Here is a 21,299-nt window from a genome sequence, read left to right as displayed (position 1 = left end):
GTTACCGCTACAATGACGTTATGAACCCGGATGACGTCCGGCCTGAACATCAAAGCGCGAGGTTCCTATGCCAACCTATTTCCATAGCACACGCGGGAACGCGGACATGCTGACTTCAAAGCAAGCCATACGGCAAGGGCTGGCGCATGACGGCGGTCTGTTCGTCACGGATGACCTGGGGAACCGCCATGTGGATGTAGAGTCCCTACAAGGCGGGGACTATCAAGGGATTGCGCGGCAGATTCTGGGAACGCTGCTTCCCGACTTCAACGACACCGAACTGTGGGAATGCATCGATGCCGCGTACGGCTCGCAGTGGGATGACCCCTCCATAACCCCTTTGCGACAGCTCGGTGACGACTACGTGCTTGAGCTGTTCCACGGTCCGACCTGCGCTTTCAAGGACGTGGCGTTGCAGATGCTGCCACGGCTCATGGCACGAACGGGCTACGGCGTTCCAGACGACGCGAACGCCTCGCGCGAAGACGGCATGCGAACCGCATCGGCTGCCCGTGAACGCATCATGATTCTGACTGCAACTTCGGGAGACACAGGCAAGGCGGCATTGGAAGGCTTCGCCGACGCCCCGGACACCGGCATCACGGTCTTCTACCCTGAGGGCAAGGTCAGCGAGGTGCAGCGCAGGCAGATGACCACGCAACGCGGCGGCAACGTACATGTGTGTGCGGTCAGAGGCAACTTCGACGATGCGCAGAGCGCCGTGAAACGCATCTTCGGCGACGAACGGATCGCCGCGGATCTTGCGAGCGGCTCGCATGTGAGGCTCTCCTCGGCCAACTCCATCAACGTGGGCCGACTCGTGCCCCAGGTGGTCTACTACTTCTGCGCATACCTGCAGCTCATGGAGCGCAACGCCATCACGGCAGGCGACGAGGTGGAGTTCGTGGTGCCGACCGGCAACTTCGGGGACATCCTTGCCGGCTACTACGCCAAACGGCTCGGACTTCCCGTGGCCAGGCTCACCGTGGCCAGCGACCGCAACAACGTGTTGTACGACTTCCTCACCACCGGCACGTACGACCGCGAGCGCCCGTTCTTCCAGACCACCTCGCCCTCCATGGACATCCTCGTCTCATCGAATCTGGAGCGGATGCTGTACTATATGTCCGATGGCGACAGCGACCTGGTGGACTCATTGATGGGCGATCTGAAGCACCGAGGCTCCTTCACTGTGCCCTCCGCGCTGCTTTCCCGAATCCAGGAGCTGTTCGGCTGCGGATGGGCCGACGAGGACGAGGTGAGCCGGGCCATCCACGACTGCTGGGAACACGACCATTACCTCATGGACCCGCACACCGCCTGCGGCTACCACGTCATGCGGATGCAGGAGCAAGCTCACGAGCGTACTCAGGAACATGGAAGCGCCAAGACCCGGGTGCTGCTGAGCACCGCGAGCCCCTACAAGTTCCCACGTGTGGTCGGGCGGTCCATCGGCCTTAACTGTCCGGACGGAGATTTCGAATGCATGGACGCCCTCGCCCAAGCCACCTCGACCGAGGCGCCCGACCAGCTGCGAGGACTGAGCGATCTGCCGGAGCGCTTCACCGATGTCATCGACATAGCCGAGATGCCGCAATATGTAATCCGCGCCGCGAATACCCTCTCCTGATTACAACGCCGTCCACCGAGAGCAACGGCTACTCGAAAGACGACCTTTGTAAGGGGAAATCTATGTAACGGGAAAGCCTATGTAAGGGAAGCTTTTCACCACCCTCACATAGGCATCCTATGGGACATGCCGAAACTCACCAGGTTCGCAAACTCGCAACCGCGGAACCGTCGGGTTCGCACACTCCCGACTTCACATATCGGCCTTCAAACGTGGACAATCCCCGTCACAGCTCCTGACGTTTGTAGATACGCAGCGAGACGGACAACGACACCGTCCAAGCCACGACCACAATAAGAACAACTATCAGCGCATCGATCCAAGTATGGCTCATGACCCAGGGCACGAATGACGGTGGTAGTTTCAGTATAACAGCGCTCACCAACACGCCAACCAGAAAGACCCCGAAGAAGCAGCCGAAGAACACGAAGCTCATCAAAGGCTGGCTGGTAAAACGATATAACAGTGGCAGTAGAAGGGCGTTAATCAATAGGCTCAAGGCAAGAAAACAGAATATGATTTTTACGATGGTGGACAGATAGGAGTCATCACCCCATCGATGCGAGAACGTAATATGCACGGCGATGCATAGGCAATAATCAATAACGATCAGAACGCAGGCGAGAAACACGAAAAGATAACGCCCCTCCACCTGTGCTTTTTTGCTTATCGGAATGACTCCGTCGAATCTCCTGACTTCACCCGAGGCTGTAACCGAAGCGAGAGCATATGGCACCATGACGCTCATCGAGAAAAGTAATCCCATAACTCCCCCATCCAATCCGCCTGCCAACGGTGACGAGACGTTGGGTATGATTACCATAATTACCATCGGCATGAGGAAAATCAACAGGCCCCACCAGAGCCCGGACCTTTTGCCGCCCGCATTTGTCAAACGCAACCAATCAATGGACAAAGCCTTGCGTGTCTGAACCATCATCATCTCTCCTCTCCGTTGATTTTTCCTGTATTGCTGACTCCGGGAATGCCCGGCAGGAGCTCCCGATGCGTGAGCTCTCATTGAGTGAGTTTCCCCTGCGTGAGCTCTCATCACGTAAGCTCCCCTCACCGCGTGGGTTGGTGAGACGAATGATGTCATCGATGTTCACCGGCTCGATGATGTATCCGGAGCCAGGAACGCGGTTGATATGCTCCGCCTGCACCAAGGCATCGAAGCCTGTGGGGTAGCGGGTGCACGCCGAGAGCCATCTCTTGTATGCCCGCCAGATCTTCAGGCGCGCCTTTGACCAAGTAGAACCCGTCCGTGAACTCGTCCTTCGGCCCGGAATAGAATATGGTTCCATCGGTAATATAGGTGATGAAATCCGCAGACCGCTCCAAATCGCTTGTGACATGCGTGCTGAACAGGACCGACCGTTCTCCGTCACCGATGTATTGCGAAAGGATGTCCATCAGCTCGTCACGGGCGAGCACATCAAGGCCGCTGGTGGGCTCGTCCAGTATCAGCAGCTTCGCGTCATGGCTCAGCGCCCCGGCAAGCATGAGCTTCATCTGCATTCCGCGGGAAAGGTCCTTCACTCTTTTCTTGGGATCGATGTCGAAACGGCGCACATAACCATCGAACACACTACGGTCGAAACCGTCATAGACCTTGCTGAAAGCCGCGCAAACCGTGTCAACCTTCCAGTATTCAGGGAAATAGCTGGTATCAAAGACGATGCCTAGCTGCTGCTTGATCTCAATCTCATCAGCGACGCAGTCCAGGCCGAGAACCTCGACGGAGCCGCAATCGCGATGCACCATATTGAGAATCAGCTTGATGAGCGTGGACTTGCCTGCGCCGTTGGGGCCGATAAGCCCCATGATATAGCCCTTGGGCAGATCGAAGGTGATGTCGTGCAGACGGAAGCCTGATGTGTATGCCTTACCCACATCGCTCACACGCAATGCATACGACGTGTCGGCATCATCCCGTCCGACAGTGAAGGCCGGCGCCCTATCGGGGCCCGACCCGGCATCGTTGGACGTCTGCGAAACATACGGATCGAATCCGTCAACTTTTGTCATTGCATCGGACATCGAAGGTGAATCGTTCATCTTCAATGCTCCTTTCATAGTTTCCACGACCAAAACAGACCAATTGCGCATCGACGCGGCGCACCGGACCTCGTACCACCAAATCCGGCGCTTCCGCCCGAACCGCAGTGCCACCAACCGACCGCCGCGTGCATCGGCGCGGACTCACTTGGCGGCACTGCGTTCGCGATACGCCTGCTGCAGGGATTCGGTGAGCTCGGGAAGGCCGATTCCTGCCTCAATCGCGACCTTGACAGTCTGGTCGAGTTGGTCTTCAACCTGTTGCACCAGATTGAGCCTCATCCTCTCCCCTCCTCGCTCGGCCACGAACGAGCCTTTGCCTTGCCGGTTCTCCACGATGCCCTCGTCCGCAAGCTCGTTGTAGGAGCGGGTGACCGTGAGCACCGAGATACGCAGTTCACGCGCCAGAGTGCGCAGGGAAGGCAGCGGGTCGCCGGGTTGGAGTTCACCGGAAAGCACGGCGTCTCGAATCTGGCTTTTTATCTGTTCGTAGATCGGTTTGCCGGACACGGACGAGATGATCAGTTTCATCAATGTCCCTTTCTCTTCATCGCTGCGATGTCAGCGAACCATAAGTCCGGCATGTTTTGCCAGACAGCTGAATTGCTGATATGTATAACAGTATAACAGTTGAGTCAACTCCACAACTCGATCGACGCGGCATGTCGCCCGCAATCACGCCGGTGCCCCATCATCGTAAACAACTCTCTTTCTGACGCGCAAAGAACATCCCAGAAACGAACAACAGCACCGAGCACAACAGGATACCGACACAGAGAACCCATATATCGAAGTGCCACACACGCCCTCCCACACCGATGAAAAGACCGATTGCAGCCGCCATTAGGGCAAGGCAGCCGGAAAAGACGCGGCTCCTGTCGCACCGAGATTCGGACATTCCATTACCGTGGAACATGATCACTCCTTCATATTTGACCGCAGACAATAGTCACTTCATCCACTGTTCAAGTACAGTATATAACAGTTAGGGCGCCTGCTCATCACCGTATGCTGCAGTTCGACGAATTGAATGCGGCGATGAATCCAACCTGAACAATGCCAGGCTGGCGTTCACCGTGGCCAAGTTGTACAGCCCCATTGCCGCAACGGCAACGCACCCGACTTCACCTCATATGATGGGGTTCCATCGAAGACCGCCCATGGTCTACAGTACGGACAGGACAGCGAAAAACCAAAAAGACGCATTCCACTACAAGTTGCTGGCTGCAAGCAGCTCGCGCGCATGGTCAAGCGAAGTCTTGGACTCCGCTCCGGAAAGCATGCGCGCGATTTCACGCACACGCGCCTCCCCTTCGACTTTCGTCACGGTCGTCTCGACACCAGAGCGACCAACGGAACCTTCGGCGGCAGGAACGACGGTCTCAGTGGCCGCATTCGTCCCGCCGGAATCGGAGACGCCACGCTCCCGCACGCCACCTTTGCTCACCACGAATTGCGCGTCCGCCCACGAGGCGACCTGCGGCAGATGAGTGACGACGATGACCTGAGACGTCCTCGCCAGTTGAGCGAGCCGTTTGCCCAACTCCACTGCTGCCTTGCCACCGACGCCGGCATCGACTTCGTCGAAAATGAACGTCATATCGGTATTCACGACCTGCCGACGCGATGCCGCGGAAAGCTCAAGCGCCAGCATAAGGCGGCTCAGTTCGCCGCCGGAGGCGCTTTTGCCCATCGGCAGTTGCGGCGAGCCCGGGAACGGAGTGAACAGAAATTCGATGTCGTCCATGCCATGGGCGTCAAGCGGATCGAGCCGGAAGCCGGTCGCCCCTTCTTCCCTGCGCAATCCAGGCTCCGTTGAAGCGGGGTCGACAGCCAGTGAATGTGCATCCGAACCGCCGTGCTGACGCCTGACCACGCGAATCTCAAACCGAGCACCACCCATAGCCAACTGGCCCAACTCACGAGTCACCGATACGGCCAGATCACTAGCGGCGGCGGCACGTTTCACACTGAGTTGCTCGGCCGCTTCTACGGCCGCGTCGAAAAGTTCGGCACGTTTCGCCTTGAGCTCCTCGACCTTCTGTGGAGACGCATCGAGATCCTCGACCTCATACCCGGCCTTTTCTCGCCAGGTGATCACATCGCTCAACTCCGGCCCCCATCGGCGCATAAGCTCGTCAAGCTCATGGATGCGCAAATTGATGGAATCCAGGCTCCCGGCATCCTCCACTTCGTTCATCCGACCGGAAAGCGTGTATACGACATCCGCAAGGTCGGTGTTGATTGATTCGAGCCGATCCGCCGCGTCATCAAAACCGCCTTCGACACGGATGGAGCGCAACGAATCTACCGCACGGTTAATCAGATCGACGGCACTGGCACCATCCGCATCCCCATCGGAATCGAGAGCGACTTGCGAAGAATCCAGCGCCATCAAAGCCGATCCGACACCCGTCGCGATCTCTTCGGCGTTTTCGATGCGAGAACGACGTTCCTTCAGCTCCACATCCTCCCCCGCCTTGGGGTCGACCTTATCAATCTGCGCGATGGAATCGCGTAGATAATCCGCACGCGCCCTGACGCCAGACTCCTGAGTCATGATCTTCTTCAGCTGGGCATCCGCCGCCTGCAACGCGTCCCAGGCCTTCGTATAAGCCTCCGATTCGCGTTCGCAGTCGGCAACAGCGTCCAAAAACTCGCGCTGACGCGCAGGCGAGGCCATACGCATCTGGTCGGCCTGACCGTGAATGGTGACAAGCTCGCCCGAGACCTCACCCAGCAGAGCCTGCGGAACCGTATGCCCGTCAAGTATGGCCCTGGAACGACCGGAAGCCGGGACCTGACGCGAAAGGAACAGCTCACCGGTGGTATCCTCACCCACGCCGGCATCGTCAGCAACATCGAGGTTGGCGCCACTCCGGAGGGCAACCCTCCTCGGCCCATGTACCGATGCTTGCTCCCGACCGGAACCCTGCGGCGGCAATCCCGCCTCACCCGAAATACGAGCTGCCCTTCCACTCAGCATGACCTCGAACACCCCTTGCGCCCAAGCGTCGTCTGCTCCCGGAGTCACCCGCGCCGAGCTGGCTGCACTCCCCGAGATGAGTTGGATTGCACTGAGCAACATCGACTTGCCTGCCCCCGTCTCGCCCGTGATGGCGGTCATCCCGGGACCAAGAGCCAGGTTGGCCGCTCGAATCGGGCCAAGATTGCGAACTTCAAGCTCCTCAAGCATCGCTGTCATCCTCCTTGAGACCATGCGAAGAACCGGCATCCGTTCGGTCACTGCCACTCGTTTGTCCGACGGCGGGCTCCGGCCGCTGCCTGCAAGCCGTGCACCCGGGCTGTTGCTCCGCCACGAGCGGGCCTTGCGTTATGTCGCGCTCCTTATCGCGCTCCTCCTGCATCGCCCGCGTACGCAAACTGACACTTGGCAGGTCAAATTTCTTCACCAGTCGATTGGTAAAGGGCACTCCGGAGAGACGGGCAAGCTTCAGCGAGTTGTCAAGTTCGGTGACCTCGACGACAGTCCCTCGCGGCAACTCGTCGCTACGTCTTCCGTCGCAGCAGATCCATCCATCCGTCACCGACGTCTCAAGCACCTCGATGGTGAACTTCGAGCCCGATCCGATGATCACCGGCCGCGCGAAGAGCGCATGGGCGGCGAGTGGGACAAGCTGCAGCGCCTTGACGTTAGGCCATATTATGGGACCGCCCGCGGAAAACGCATAGGCGGTGGAACCGGTCGGCGTGGAAACCACGACCCCGTCACCACTGAACGAACTCATCTCCACATCGTCCACGCTCACCGACACCTCCACCATGCGCCCGCCACCCGGCTCACGCACCGTCACATCGTTGAGCGCCCAATCCTGCGACTGCCGTCCATCGGGGTAAGTGGCACGTACCGCGGCGAGCATGCGCTCGTCCAAAGAATAATCACGATCTGCGATGCGTCCAATCGCCTCACTGAGCTGAAAGCTTTCGAATTCCGCCAAAAAACCGACATGTCCCAGATTGATGCCGAGTACCGGTACGTCCGTCCCATAGACCATCTCGGCGGCACCAAGAATCGTCCCGTCCCCCCCAAGGACCACGACCATCTCCGTATCGTCATCGACCTTGTTCGCAGCCGGCCGACCGAACTTCGGTGCCACCAGATCATCCACGACGCTGATTTCAAAACCCGCTCGGCGCAACTGCTCCATGGCCTCACGAACCACAACGCCGTCCTCGCGCAGCCTCGTATGCGTCACCAACACCACATGCCGTTTGACAGCCATACGCCCGCCTTTCACACAACCCGACCCATGGTCCTAATCCTAATCGGACACCACCTACAAGTCGTTCGGCACCGACACCTTGTAACTACTCACCACATGCATGCCATACATGAATATTAGTACGAATATGTGTATAATCATCTTATGCTTGAGACGTCCCAGGCAAGGGGTAACGATGATTCTGAATTGTTACGGGGGAATTATTCCTCCAGGTACCTATGATATCATCATCGCCCACGGGCAGACGCAAATCGGCACGATGGCCGACTTCGCCACATTGGTGGTGAAAAGCGAAGTCGAAGTGAACCGAGGCGACGCAGGCGATGTCATTTTTCGAGGTGGTTCATTACGATGCCCGGGCAGCCTACGTTGCGGCCGCATCACAGGGTACGGCAAACTCTCGGTGCATGGGTCACTCAAATGCGCGTCGCTCGCGGACTTTACCGGCATCATCGAGGCCGATGCCATAGATTGCGACACCTCGCTCGCAGTGCGTGGCAGCCTGGAATCCGACAGCGTGCTGGTCCACGAGACGATCACCGTCACAGGGCACGTTTCGACCCAATATCTGGAAGCCGAACACGTCACCCTTTCGGCACTGCAGACCACGATGCTTCCTCGATTCGGCATGCATGACTACGCCCAAAGAAGCACGGTGTCCACAATCAGGGCTGACACCGTCAGAATGCAGACCACCACATGCCAAACCATTTATGCCGGTGCCGCGACCCTCGAAAAAGGAGCCTATGCCAAACGCGTGTATTACCGACATACACTAAGCTACGACAGCTCCTCGTACGCGGCCATCATCAGGCGTGAATACCGAAAAAGCAGGTCAGCGGACATAAGGTCTCCGAGGGGCGACCCACGACCACGAACGACAAGAACCGAACATAGGCCGGAGGGTCGAGGCGACAATCCCAATGCACATCAATCATTCTTGGAATCACGCGGGGCCGAGGCATAAAGCAGATACTCCCTGTTGCCGTGCGCGCCGGTGATCGGAGAATCGCACGTTGACACGACGCGAAGGCCATGAGCCGAAGCGCAATCGCATACTTTCCGTAAAGCTTGCATGCGCAACTCGGGATTCTCCACGATGCCACCGGAACCGAGATTGCCCCTACCTACTTCGAACTGCGGTTTGACCAACAGGACCACATCGGCATGCGGAGCCACGACGGAAGCGATTATTGGAATGACATATGTGAGTGAAATGAACGATACATCCGAAACCACGAGTTCAGGAGGGCAGGGCAGATCCGACACGGTGACGTCACGTATGTTGACGCCACTCATCTGCACGACTCGTGGATCGCGCGCGATGACCGGGTCCAGCTGACCGTGGCCCACATCCAAGGCCACGACACGACGGGCGCCCATCCTGAGCAGCACATCCGTGAACCCACCGGTGGAGGCGCCGATGTCCAGACATTCTCGCCCTTCAGGAGAGCCCAGTCCCAGCCGCGCAAAGCGCTCGAACGCACCAAGAAGCTTGTAGGCTCCACGCGAGACATAATCCTCGCCCTCAACCAACCGCAGCCGTGCACGCTCGTCTACCAACGCGGAGGGCTTGTCAACCGGCAACGAACCAATCAGGACACGCCCCTCACGAATCAATCGCTGGGCCTTGGATCGGCTTGAAGCCAGCCCCTTCCTAACCAAGGCGACATCCAAACGCTCGCGGTTTCTTCCGGTGTCGGTGCAGTTTCCGGCGGCATCGTCCCGATCGCCCCCGCAACCGGTCGATGTCCACACGGGCTCATAACGCTCTGATTGTTCAGAGGACTGAACAAACGCAGATCCATATGCCCTATTCGTAGCCCACGACACGTTGCTAGTCCCGTTCGCGATCGAGGTTTTTCCGCATATCCTTCAGGACCAGGCGAAACGCTTCGATTCGACGACGCTCCTCGGCTTCGTCGAGAGCCTTCGCTGCCCGTCCCTGCTCATCCGCGTCGGCTCCCGGCTCATCGCCTACTTCACCATCCATATACTTAAGTTGCGGATAGCGTTCACTCACGCTCGACACCGTCCGTCCTCCGTCACAGGTTGAATTGCGGGAGCACGAATTTGACCGTGGCGTCCGTACCCTCGCGCTCATCATATTGCCAGAACAGGTTGCACGCGGCACGCAAGGCGTTAATATCACTGGTGTCACTGACCTCCAGAGCGGTTTCGGTCAAACGGGCCGTGGCCTGGCCACAGTTGAATTGGAGAGGGCCGACCTGACGCGGCTCCGGCATCGACTCATTCAAAGCCCGTAAATCACTTGCAATGAATGTAGGACGCTGGTACGCCGGTGCATACAGCAATTGCTCGGCATCGCAAACACCGGTGAGAACAGCCAAGGAGTCATAGCCACCCCTATTGCCCGCCTCGATGTCGGTATCCAACCGATCGCCCACTGCCAGGCACTGTTCTTTGCCGAAGGGGCTACCATTCGATGATGCGAGCAGCAACGCTTCGTCGTACATGGCCGATTCCGGTTTGCCGGCCGAATCCTCGGGCTCCACCCCGGTGGCTGCCACCACGGCATGAATCATCGACCCGCAGCCTGGCGCAATGCCGAGTTCACGCGGAATCGTGGCATCGAGATTGGTGACGAAATACCGTGCACCTCGTTCCACGGCAAAGGCCGCTTGGGCCAAATCCGTCCAGGCGATCTGCGGGTACCATCCCTGGATGACAGCATCGGGGTCGTCCTGAGCCGAACCCACCAACGTCAAACCTTGCTTCTGAACTTCCTCGCGCAGATGATCCGAGCCAATCACCAATATCCTGGAACCGGCCGGCAATTGACGTGCGACCATCCTTGCGGCGACGACTGACGAAGTCATGACTTGGTCGGCACGTACGTCCAGTCCGAAACCACGCAGCTGATTGGCTACTGTCGACTGGAAGCGTGCGGAGTTATTGGTCGTGTACTCCACTCCCATGCCGCGCTTCTCGGCATCCCCTATGCTCTGTGAAGCGTACGGCACAGGATCCTTGCCCCTGTACACCACGCCGTCAAGGTCGAGCAACGCGAGGGAATAAAGTTCACTGATTGGTTTCGTAGTGCCCCTGAGCAATCCGATCAATCCTCCGTGTTTTCCGTGTCTGTTTTATCTTGTGAATCGTCACCGTCGATACCACCACTATAGTCGCTTTCGGCAGCGTCCACAGTCACGTCGGCATCGTCACGAACTTTCTCGGCCAGTGCTGGTTCCGCTGCTTCCCCAGCCCCCTCCTGAGTCAATTCAGCTGGCAACTGATTCTCGTCATCCTCATCAGGAGCGTCGGGATTGTGCGCCTCAGCCTCTGCTTTCGCCTCCGCCTCAGACATGACCTCCACACCATCTTCAGGAGCGGCTTCTCCTGCGGCGGATTCAGCCTCATCATCGGCATTCCGCACCGACGCATCGTTCACCTCGGACAATTCATCGCGAACCAACTGAGCGGAGTCACCGGCATCATATTCCTCATCGTATTCTTCAGGCGCATACTGGGCATCGTCTTCAGTGATACCCAACTCGTCCATCAGTTCATCGGGCAACGCCTCGAGATCATAATCAATGACGGGCTGCTCCGACTCATCGTCCTCATCCACATCGGCATACTTAAGTTCCAGCTTCTCCAGAACGACGTCTAGATCAGCGGCTTCCTCACCGCGACCGGCCTGTTCGAGGAAATACTGCTCCGCCTGAATCGCGCGCATACGGTACTCTCCCGGCAAACCATTGGAGGAACCGAGCTTATGGACCACGGCGATAGCCTGATCCCAGGCACCAAGATCGCCCAAGGCTCCCGCGTAGACCAGAAACATCTCGGCCTTCGACTCGCCCTGCAAACGCTTCGCATCCTCGCCAAGGGCGATATTGATGGCTTTCTTCGGTTCCCCCAACCCTCTTTCACAGTCCGCAATGAAGGGCAGATAATCCATGAACCCATTCATGCGCTGCGCTGTCTGGAACTCACGCAACGCCAGCTTGTAATCCCCTTGCCGATAAGCAACAAAGGCAAGGGTCTCGCGCGCAAAATCGATGCGTGAGGCCTGATGGGCCACCCATTTCGCGTGTTCAAGGGCCGCTTGAGGATCGCTCTCCTCCAGCGAATAGGCCGCCAGGATATGCAGGCCAATGTTCTCGGCATGCTCTTTGGACAATCCCCTCAGACGTTCCTTCTCATCTTTGGACAGCATGGACCACTCCATGCCGCGAGGCATCCTGGGCTCGTCAGGCCGACGATCCGTATAGGGGTTCTGCGACGGGAAGGAGGTCGTGCCATCCGAATTGCGGCGAATCCCCTTACCCATGAACTCATCACGCCCGTTCGAATGATTATGGTCGCGATCGGAGCGATGGTAAGGACCCACGCCCCCGTTTCTGCGATCGTCGCGCATGCCGCCGCGATTGTTCCTACGCATGTCACGTCCGCCGCTGTTGCCCCGGTAGCCATCATTGCGATGGAAGTCACGCCGGTCATCACGACCATGGAAACCACCGCGCTCACCATCACGATGGAAGTCACGCCGATCGCCATTGCCCCGGTAGCCACCATTGCCCCGGTAGCTACCATTGCCACGAGCGTCATCACGACCACGATAACCGCCACGATCCGAACCAGACCCACCACGGTACCCGCCGCCGTTGCCGCGGTAACCTCCGCGATCGTCATCACGATGGAAGTCACGCCGGTCATCACGACCATGGAAACCACCGCGCTCACCATCACGATGGAAGTCACGCCGGTCATCACGACCACGATAACCGCCACGATCCGAACCAGACCCACCACGGTACCCGCCGCCTTCACGCCCTCCGGAGGACTTACGGAAGCCGCCGCCATGCCCTCCATAGGGCCTTCCTCCGTGGAAGTCCCCACCGGAACGCGAATCCCGGCCGCGCGAATTCCCGGAATGTAAATTGTCTTGATTTTCTGCCATATCGATAGCCTTATCCGTTCCCTTACCTGTTATCCCACAAGTAATGCTTATTTCCCTATTACCGCCCCGGTATCTCTACCCGAGCCTTGCCTTCCATCCGAGCACCTCAAGCCGATCGTCACGATCGCCACGGCACCGGCCGCCACGTACCGGGACCCCACGTCCCCGCACTCATGAACCTTCCCGCAGGAATATCCACCACTGACCCGTTGCGCACGAAGCCCTCATGGATATCCATGCCACGCTCAGCGCAACTGAACCGCTCCCAGAGCCTTCTTTCCTCGTCTGATCAATGCAAATCTATTTGACAGAAAATCAGATGCCTCAAGCTGTTGGTCCTGATCCTCCACCCGTACGTTATTGAGGTAGACACCACCTGATTTGATGGTCTTGCGGGCGGTCGAAACCGAAGGGAACAACCCTGCGGACACACCCGCTTCAGCCACTCGGTCACCCGGCGCGGCCGTGGCGAATGACTTGCCTCCTTCGCCATCATCGACCTTAAGCCCTTCAATGCTTGATTCCAGTATCTCAGCACTAATCGTAGCCAGATCGCCGCCACGACCGAACAAGGCGTCGGCCGCATCCAGAGCCTGCCTCGTGGCCTCTTCGCCATGCACGAAACTTGTGACTTCCCAAGCCAATGTCTTCTGGGCCTCACGGGCTCCTGGATCGTCCCGCGTTTCAAGCACGAGCCTTTCGATTTCGCTCTTCGGCAGGAAAGTAAAGGCCTTAAGCAGCTTCTCCATCTGGTCGTCAGGCTGGTTGAACCAGAACTGATAGAACTTGTACGGGCTGAGCATCGAGGGGTCAAGCCAAAGCGCATTACCCTCCGACTTGCCGAACTTCTTTCCTTGCCCATCGGTGATGATCGGACTGGTAAACACGTTCACCGCTTCACCACGCACTTTGCGTATGAGATCGAGCCCACTGGTGAGATTGCCCCACTGATCGGACCCACCCAGTTCCAGCGTGCAGCCGAACTCATCATAAAGGTGGAGGAAGTCATTGCCCTGCAGGACCTGGTAGCTGAACTCCGTGAAGGAAATGCCTTCATCGGACTGCAGACGCCGAGCGACGATGTCCTTCGAAAGCATGGTCCCCAAACGGAAGTTCTTGCCGACGTCGCGCAGAAAGTCGATTACCGACATGCGTGCCGTCCAGTCGTAGTTGGACACAAAACGCACCGGATTGTCGCCTGAGACTTCGAGGATACCGCCAATCTGCCGTTTAAGGCGGCCTGCCCACGCCGCCACCGTCTCCTTGGCATTCAATGTCCGTTCACCACTCTGGCGCGGATCTCCGATAAGTCCAGTGGCGCCGCCCACCAAAGCAATGGGATGGTGTCCGGCTTCCTGAAGATGGCGCATGATGATGAGCTGCACCAAGTTGCCAATATGTAGAGACGCGGCCGTGGGATCGAAACCGCAGTAGTACGTCACGGGCTCGCCGTTCAGAGCGTTCGCCAACTGTTCCCGATCGGTCGACTGTGAAATCAGTTCACGCCAGGTGAGCTCTTCAAATAACGACCCGAAACCCGCCTGCCGGTAATCCGTGACCTGAGCCATACCCTACATCTCTCCCTGTTCGATTGTGTACATGCCGAACTACGTGCCGCAAACCTGTCTGAACAATGACGAAACGCTACACGCCAAGTCTTGAAATCAAATGGTTCGAACTCCTTATTATCCCAGCATATACAGACATACCACCAGTCCGATGTCCGTCGAACATCCCGGCGGTCACGAGCAGCAAGATTTACATCGATGAGACCTGTCTGGCGAAATCCGAGCCAAGCAATTCAACCATGGACGCCGCCATCCTACGGTACGCCACAGCGCTTGGATGGAAATGATCGGTCGAATAGAAATCAGGAAGATCGGCCTTCACATCACGGTGGATCATATTGACGTATCGTGCACCGTGCGCGATGCACACCTCCTGGCTCACCTCCGCCTGGGCATCCATCTGCCTCAGAAGCTCGCCACGCAGCGTCCGTCCCAGCGAGGTTTCGTTCTGCATCTGTCCTGGGCTGAGAACCAGGATGCAGTCACTAAGGCCGACGGCCTCGTCCAACGAGGCGGCGAGGTCTTCACGCCATTCATCGAGCGTCCTTCCGGCCATGATGTCATTGGAGCCTGCACACAACAGCAGAATGTCGCAACGCTCGGAGACCTCAGGAATCATTCGGTAGCGCACCCTGCGCATAGTGGCTCCGAGCTTGCCGTGAGCCTGCCACTGTATCGAGCGGCCACAAGATGAAGCCAGCTCCCTTGCGATACAGGGTATCAGGCCTTCGCTTTGATCGTCGGTGCCACATCCGGCAACCATCGAATCCCCGATGGCGCACAGGGTTACCGGCCTGTCATCAGAAGTCTCGGCATTCCTTGGCCGTTCGACGCCAAAAGGTTCACCGCCGGGTGGATCGGAAAGATGGATATGATGTTGCGCCCATAAAGCCTCAATCACAGTCAATGGCCTGCCAACCGCAAACGCCATATGAAGCCGCCCCCAATCGTACCGACAAATAACCGGACGCGGCGCATCGAAACTTCATGCGCCGCGTCGTCCGGTTCCTTACTTCACGCTATTGATTATAGCGTCCCGCTTACCCCTCGCGTTTCGAAGCGACATCAAGCAGCCACCTGCTGCGATCCTTCGCAGTGTCATCATCCGCACAGATAAGCAACACCGTGTCATCTCCCGCGACCGTACCCAGGATGCCGTCGATCGGCTGCCTGTCGATGACGCTGGCCATATATTGCGCCGCACCTGCCGGCGTATGAACGACCAGAAGATTCTGGGCGGCCGCCACCGATGTGATCAATCCAGAAAGTCCACGGGAAAGCTGCTTATCAATACGTTCCGTGGTTGTCGCTTGACCTTCCCAAGCGGCGATGCCAAGAGTGTAGGCTATCCTGCCATTCTTCATGCGCGTTTTGGTTGCGTTCATTTCATCCAAATCACGGCTGAGCGTAGCCTGCGTGACGTGGATACCTCGCTCGGAAAGCAGATCGGAAAGCTGGGCCTGCGACGCGACCTGCGTGCTGCCAAGCAAATCCTGAATCATGCTCAGACGGGCGGCCCTGTTGCTTGGACGACGGGTTCTGGTGCTGTCGGCGTTCCCTTCCGGCTTGCTTTCCTCGGCATCAGTCGATTTGACATCGTCTTCATCCGCATTCTCGACTCGGATTTCGTCTTGACCCCGATTGTCGACGGACAACTCCGTAGCATTCACATAACTCGTGTCCCCGACTTGAAACTCAACTACATTACGTTCTGCGGCAATCTGATCTATATTGTTTTCCAAATTTACTCCTTACAATCTAACCAGTTTTGCACCGTGCCACTCTTTAGTACCAACGACGGTGTGAATGGTTCCATGCAACAACCCGTCTACACTGTGCCATTGTTTGTTTAGTCATGATTCATCATGATTTGTCTTTTCTTCATAGCATTTCAAGCACTCAAAGGATTACCCCCGACATTGCCTGCACCCAGGCTTCCTAACAACATGGTGTAAAGTGAATCCAAAATCCCTTGCAAAGCCTGAGGATGGAACAGGAACCACAATTGGACGATAAACGCCAATATGCTGATCATTACTGTCGCAATCGCCAAGCCATGGCCTCTCATATGGAAGACCTTGGTGCGGCGCATCGCGAGCAACCCCATTACGAGTAACAACAAAGGAAACTCGAAACTCCACAGAGAAAGCACGAACGAGGTGACCGCCAACGCACTCCAACGACCCCATAAAGGGTTCTGCTGTGGGTCGTTCATATCCACCCCATTGACCATGTCCGGTTCATGAGATTGTCCGTCGTTGTTCGGATTCACAGACCCGTTGCCCATGGGAGCTCCGAACCTTCCGCTCGACCCCGGTTGGACTGGGTACCGATCGCCGTAACCCGTTCCGCCATCCCCACTGTTCTGTGGCCGCTGACCGCCTGATTGGGGACTCTGGTTATATGGACCACGATTATTCGCATTGCGCCCAGGAGAAGGAAAACCTCCAGCAAACGGCGGGAAGCCGTTCTGCCTCTGACCATGGAAAGCACCTTCAGACTGCCCATTGGCGGCGGTCAAGGACTTTTCCTTGCCCGTCCCCTTGTCGTTCTTAGTATCCGGTTCCGGTTCTCCGAACACGTAAGGATTGTAATCTGGAGGAAACTGGCTCGCCAAGGCACCGTACTCCGGCACCTTGAACTGGCCGTACTGAGGCTGGGCAACCCCGAGGCCTCCAGGCTGCTGCGGTTGTTGCTGTGAAGCCATGCCCTTCGTTTCCGAATCGCTCATTTCACCATTCCTTGATCCACTTGCCGTCAGAACTTCAAGCGAATACCATATATTCAGCTTTCCTGTAATGAGGATACTCACTCTAATCCACGAAATGCATATACACGATTCTCCTCGTCTCACAGCAGAACAAAGAAGTTTCGCAGTCATCTACACACCGCTTCAGCTCTAACGTACTAAGCATACCTGCACAATATGTATAGTTTATGAGTGTGTCGGCAATATTCTCTGAAAAAACACCGAAAAGCTTTACTCGTGTTCAAGATACAAGGATTGAAGCCGAAAACAAGGTCTGTGAAATATGACACAAAACGGCAAAAGCGTGCCAACCACGGCGGCTTGGTGTCCATCACCAACTCAGCAGCAGTTCTTGACACGCCTCTACGATGCCTTATATCCACGAACACCGACCCGGATCACCGGCTCAAGCCCGCAGATGTGCGCCGATTCCCTCGGCCGCCTGCGCGATTCGGGCGCGCAAAGCTTCGGTATCGCTCTGAGCCAAGGTCTTGGTGGAAGAACGGAAGGTGACCGAATACGCCAATGACTTCTGATGCTCGCCAAGCTGCCCGCCGGCATAGACATCGAAAAGCTCGATGGATTCAAGGTCACTGCCTGCTGCCTGCTCGATGACCGACTGCAATCTAGCGTCACTTACGGACTCATCCACAGTGAACGCGAGATCCTGCTTTACGGGCGGGAACGTCGAAATCGGTTTGGCCTGAACGGGCCGGCCGTCCAGATGTGCAAACAATCCGGTGAGGTTCAGCTCGAATGCCGCACTATGGTTCGGAAGCCCCAGCGCCGTGCAGACATGGGGGTGCAACTCACCGACCATGCCCACAAACTCATCCCCAACCTGCACCCGGGCAGCACGCCCAGGATGCCATTGTGCCGGCACATCGCCGGATTCAGGCTGATCAATACGAAAATCTGCGCCAAGGCGATCCATGACGCGGGTCATCGCTTCGACGGCATCGCTCCAATCGACGTCCCTGTGCACACCGAGCCACCCGGACTCCTCTGCCTTGCCCGTCAGCAACGCCGCCACATGGAGAGGCTGGTCGGGAAGCCCGGCATCAAGTGCCTTCAACTGCTCATCGGATGGTTTTCTGCCTCCCGGAAGGGAGGGAATAGCGGGTGCCTGCGGGTCCCAAAGATATACATGCCCGAGTTCGTAGAGGGACACATTATCCAGACCACGCCTGATATTGCGCTGCACGGTCTGCGCAAGCGTCGGCAGAATCGTCCGGCGCAGATAAGGCCGGTCACCGGCGAGAGGGTTGGCCACCTCGACGCTGACCGGTTCAATCTCCTCCGGATTGCAGCCGAATGCCTTGAAGTCCGCCGGTCCCACGAACGGATAGCTCAGCGACTCGGTCAAACCGTATTCCGCCAACTCGTCGGCCACCTGACGCTCCCGAAGCTGGTTCATGGTAAGGCCCACTTCCCCGCTTACCGGGGCCGGCGGAACGGTCGTCGGAATCTCATCATACCCGACGAGTCTGGCCACCTCCTCTACCAAATCACACGGCTCCGCCAAATCGGGGCGCCATGTGGGCGGCACCACGCTGGCACGGCCATCACCTTCCTCATGCACTGAACATCCGATGTCCGTAAGGATATCGCGAATTCGTGAATCCTCGGTGTCAAGCCCCGTGAGACGAGCGACTTCGCAATATCTGAAGTCGATGGGTTGGCGCGGACGGGTATCATCCACATCCACCGGATTCTCGGAAGCCTGCCCCCCACCGAAACGCGTCAGCAGCTCGGCGGCCATCTCGGCCGCACCTGGCTGAAGGGCGCTGTCCACTCCGCGTTCGAAACGGTGCGAAGCCTCTGAAGGAATCTTATGACGACGGGCCGAACGCGCGATGGAGATTGGATCGAAATGCGCGGATTCAAGCAACACGTTTTTGGTCTCCGCAGTCACTTCGCCATAAAGTCCGCCCATGACGCCAGCCAAGCCAAGAACGCGGGAACCTGGCTCGCCATTCGGGGAATCTGTAATCAATAGATCTTCGACGCTCAGATCATGGTCCTTACCATCCAAGGTGGTCAGCTTTTCACCGGGCTTGGCACGACGCACCACAATGGGCCCGGAGAGCTTGTCGAGATCATAGGCATGCATGGGCTGGCCCAAATCGAGCATGACGTAGTTGGTCACATCGACCGCAAGCGAAATCGAGCGCATACCGGCTCGAATCAGGCGGCGGCGCATCCAATTAGGCGTACGGGCCCCGGGGTCGAAACCCCGGTACGGCCCGGGCATAATATCTATCGCACGCTTGAACGCCATGAATCGGAGCATCGTCCTCGATCCGGACCTCGATGTCACCGCGGCTTCATCCGCACCCCGCGGCGCATTCGAATCCAGTTCCAACACCGGGTCGCGATATGCTGCACCGGTGGAGTGATGGTATTCACGAGCCACACCACGATAAGAGAAGGCATAGCCTCGGTCGGGTGTGATGTTGATCTCCAGCAAGGGCTTATCAAGGTGGAGCAGGTACATGGCATCATCGCCTGGTTCAAGAGCCTCGTACTCATCTTCACTGAATCCATAGTTGCGTAGCAGGATGATGCCATTATGGTCATCACCCAAACCGAGTTCACGCTCAGACGCGCACATGCCATTCGAAATGTGTCCATACGTCTTGCGCGGCTCTATCTTAAAATCACCGGGCAGTACCGCCCCAGGCAAAGTCACGACGACTTTCTCGCCGGCAGCCATGTTCGGTGCCCCACACACAATGCCGCGCGGCACCTTGTTGCCATCATCGTCGGTGTCATTGAATTCCGGCCCCACGTCGACCTTGCACCAGTTGATGGTCTTGCCGTTCTTCTGCGGCTCGGGTTCGGCCGAAACCACGTAACCCACCACGATCGGCCCGGTGACCTGCGAGGAATGGATCTGCTCCTCCTCAAGACCTACACGCACCAAATCGGCGGCAAGCCGTTCATAAGTCAAATCGGCCGGGACTTCCACATGATCCTTAAGCCAGTCAATATCTACCATTGGCATGAGCGTTCACTCCCCCATCACAAATTGGTCGCTGAAACGCACGTCACCTTCGACAAGGTCGTGCATGTCGTTGATATCATGGCGCAGCAACAGCGTGCGCTCCATGCCCACGCCGAACGCAAAGCCGGTATATTCATCCGGGTCTAGACCGGCGGACTTAAGGACATTCGGATTGACCATCCCGGAGCCACCCCACTCTATCCAGCCAGGCCCGCCTTTCTTGTCAGGGAACCACAGGTCAATCTCGGCACTCGGCTCGGTGAATGGGAAATAGCTGGGACGGATGCGACTTTTGGCATCAGGACCGAACATGGTGACCGCGAGCTTGTCGAGCACACCCTTAAGGTCACCCATGGTCAGGTGCCGATCGACGGCCAACGCCTCGCACTGGTGGAACACCGGCGTGTGGGTGGCATCAAGCTCATCGGTGCGAAAGACCCGACCCGGCGAAGCGATGTACAGGGGCACGCCTTTGGAGATGAGCGCACGGACCTGGTCGGAGGAAGTCTGCGTACGCAGCACCATGTTGGAACCGACGAACCCTGCGGCGTCCCTGGCTTGGTTTCCCTTGACGTAGAATGTGTCCTGCATTTGACGCGCCGGATGATCCGGACCAAAATTGAGGGCATCGAAGTCATACCACTCGCTCTCCACCTCAGGCCCTGAGGAAATGGTCCAACCCATGGAGACGAAGAAATCCTCAACATCCTCCAGCAGTTTAGGCAAGGGATGACGCGCTCCCAAGGGCTTGCGGCGTACAGGCAGGGTCATGTCCACCGTTTCGTCGGCGAACCGGGCCGCCTCCTCATCCGCCTTGAGTTGGCTTTCCACCATGCCGTAGGCACGGCCAAAATCAGCACGGAGCTTACCAAGCAGCTGTCCCGCACCCTTCCTCTGGTCACCGGGAAGCGAACCCACGGCCTTGCTCGCCGCGACCATAGCCGAGCCCGCACCGGTGTACTGCGCTTTCAACGCCTTCAGCTCTTCAAGATTGGAAGCACGATTAATCTTATAGATGCCTTCGGCAACCGCGTCGGTCACCGTACCAGCATCGAACAGCACATCCTCTGCCACGAGTATCCTTTCTGCGAAGCTTGCGTTCAAACACCTGGACAG

General features: G+C 57.6%; 16 protein-coding genes and 1 pseudogene. 2 read left to right on the top strand and 15 right to left on the bottom strand.

Going from position 1 to position 21,299, the window contains the following annotated elements:
* The first annotated feature begins 67 nt into the window (after positions 1 to 67).
* Positions 68 to 1,630, top strand: a complete 1,563-nt coding sequence (gene thrC, locus BBOMB_RS00620; RefSeq protein ID WP_044086323.1) for a threonine synthase — start codon at positions 68 to 70, stop codon at positions 1,628 to 1,630.
* A 226-nt stretch (positions 1,631 to 1,856) separates the two neighbouring features.
* Here the strand turns inward: thrC and BBOMB_RS00615 are convergent, their stop codons facing one another.
* The 5 genes and pseudogenes from BBOMB_RS00615 to BBOMB_RS00590 form a co-directional block, all read right to left on the bottom strand.
* Positions 1,857 to 2,573 (bottom strand): ABC-2 transporter permease, encoded by a 717-nt coding sequence (locus BBOMB_RS00615; protein WP_162176037.1) that lies wholly within the window; start codon positions 2,571 to 2,573, stop codon positions 1,857 to 1,859.
* Between the two features lie 94 nt (positions 2,574 to 2,667).
* Positions 2,668 to 3,538, bottom strand: a pseudogene (locus tag BBOMB_RS00610) (ABC transporter ATP-binding protein); the annotation flags it as partial.
* Between the two features lie 294 nt (positions 3,539 to 3,832).
* Complete coding sequence (locus tag BBOMB_RS00605; protein WP_044086318.1) at positions 3,833 to 4,219, bottom strand: GntR family transcriptional regulator; 387 nt, start codon at positions 4,217 to 4,219, stop codon at positions 3,833 to 3,835.
* A 679-nt stretch (positions 4,220 to 4,898) separates the two neighbouring features.
* The gene (locus BBOMB_RS00595; RefSeq protein ID WP_044086315.1) at positions 4,899 to 6,884 is read right to left on the bottom strand and encodes a DNA repair protein RecN; all 1,986 of its coding nucleotides are present in this window, start codon (positions 6,882 to 6,884) and stop codon (positions 4,899 to 4,901) included.
* Positions 6,877 to 7,932 (bottom strand): NAD kinase, encoded by a 1,056-nt coding sequence (locus BBOMB_RS00590; protein WP_081867188.1) that lies wholly within the window; start codon positions 7,930 to 7,932, stop codon positions 6,877 to 6,879. The genes BBOMB_RS00595 and BBOMB_RS00590 overlap by 8 nt, the downstream gene beginning before the upstream one ends.
* A gap of 175 nt (positions 7,933 to 8,107) precedes the next feature.
* Here BBOMB_RS00590 and BBOMB_RS00585 point away from each other — a divergent pair, with 175 nt between their 5' ends.
* The gene (locus BBOMB_RS00585; RefSeq protein WP_044086314.1) at positions 8,108 to 8,899 is read left to right on the top strand and encodes a hypothetical protein; all 792 of its coding nucleotides are present in this window, start codon (positions 8,108 to 8,110) and stop codon (positions 8,897 to 8,899) included.
* On the opposite strand, the gene BBOMB_RS00580 is transcribed toward BBOMB_RS00585, so the two are convergent.
* The 10 genes from BBOMB_RS00580 to pheS form a co-directional block, all read right to left on the bottom strand.
* Positions 8,863 to 9,609 (bottom strand): TlyA family RNA methyltransferase, encoded by a 747-nt coding sequence (locus tag BBOMB_RS00580; RefSeq protein ID WP_044086782.1) that lies wholly within the window; start codon positions 9,607 to 9,609, stop codon positions 8,863 to 8,865. The two genes, BBOMB_RS00585 and BBOMB_RS00580, sit on opposite strands and share 37 nt — an antisense overlap.
* Before the next feature lie 160 nt (positions 9,610 to 9,769).
* Positions 9,770 to 9,955, bottom strand: a complete 186-nt coding sequence (locus BBOMB_RS00575) for a hypothetical protein (RefSeq protein WP_152570080.1) — start codon at positions 9,953 to 9,955, stop codon at positions 9,770 to 9,772.
* 22 nt (positions 9,956 to 9,977) lie between these two features.
* On the bottom strand, positions 9,978 to 11,012 hold the full coding sequence (locus BBOMB_RS00570; RefSeq protein ID WP_193786678.1) for an HAD-IIA family hydrolase: 1,035 nt from the start codon (positions 11,010 to 11,012) through the stop codon (positions 9,978 to 9,980).
* On the bottom strand, positions 11,012 to 12,859 hold the full coding sequence (locus tag BBOMB_RS00565; protein ID WP_044093261.1) for a tetratricopeptide repeat protein: 1,848 nt from the start codon (positions 12,857 to 12,859) through the stop codon (positions 11,012 to 11,014). Before BBOMB_RS00565 ends, BBOMB_RS00570 begins: the two co-directional genes overlap by 1 nt.
* A gap of 245 nt (positions 12,860 to 13,104) precedes the next feature.
* Positions 13,105 to 14,427, bottom strand: a complete 1,323-nt coding sequence (gene tyrS / locus BBOMB_RS00560) for a tyrosine--tRNA ligase (RefSeq protein ID WP_044086309.1) — start codon at positions 14,425 to 14,427, stop codon at positions 13,105 to 13,107.
* Between the two features lie 190 nt (positions 14,428 to 14,617).
* On the bottom strand, positions 14,618 to 15,358 hold the full coding sequence (locus BBOMB_RS00555) for an SGNH/GDSL hydrolase family protein (protein ID WP_044086308.1): 741 nt from the start codon (positions 15,356 to 15,358) through the stop codon (positions 14,618 to 14,620).
* Between the two features lie 109 nt (positions 15,359 to 15,467).
* Entirely contained in the window at positions 15,468 to 16,097 is a 630-nt protein-coding gene (gene argR, locus BBOMB_RS00550) for an arginine repressor (RefSeq protein ID WP_081867346.1), read from the bottom strand.
* Between the two features lie 221 nt (positions 16,098 to 16,318).
* Positions 16,319 to 17,158, bottom strand: a complete 840-nt coding sequence (locus BBOMB_RS00545; RefSeq protein ID WP_052377314.1) for a hypothetical protein — start codon at positions 17,156 to 17,158, stop codon at positions 16,319 to 16,321.
* 424 nt (positions 17,159 to 17,582) lie between these two features.
* Positions 17,583 to 20,177, bottom strand: coding sequence for a phenylalanine--tRNA ligase subunit beta (pheT, locus tag BBOMB_RS00540; protein WP_238549838.1), 2,595 nt, complete (start codon positions 20,175 to 20,177; stop codon positions 17,583 to 17,585).
* Between the two features lie 12 nt (positions 20,178 to 20,189).
* Positions 20,190 to 21,257, bottom strand: coding sequence for a phenylalanine--tRNA ligase subunit alpha (gene pheS / locus BBOMB_RS00535; protein WP_044086307.1), 1,068 nt, complete (start codon positions 21,255 to 21,257; stop codon positions 20,190 to 20,192).
* Positions 21,258 to 21,299 lie beyond the last annotated feature (42 nt).

This window comes from Bifidobacterium bombi DSM 19703, assembly GCF_000737845.1.
Lineage (GTDB): Bacteria > Actinomycetota > Actinomycetes > Actinomycetales > Bifidobacteriaceae > Bifidobacterium > Bifidobacterium bombi.
This window is presented reverse-complemented; position numbering and strand designations above follow the sequence as displayed.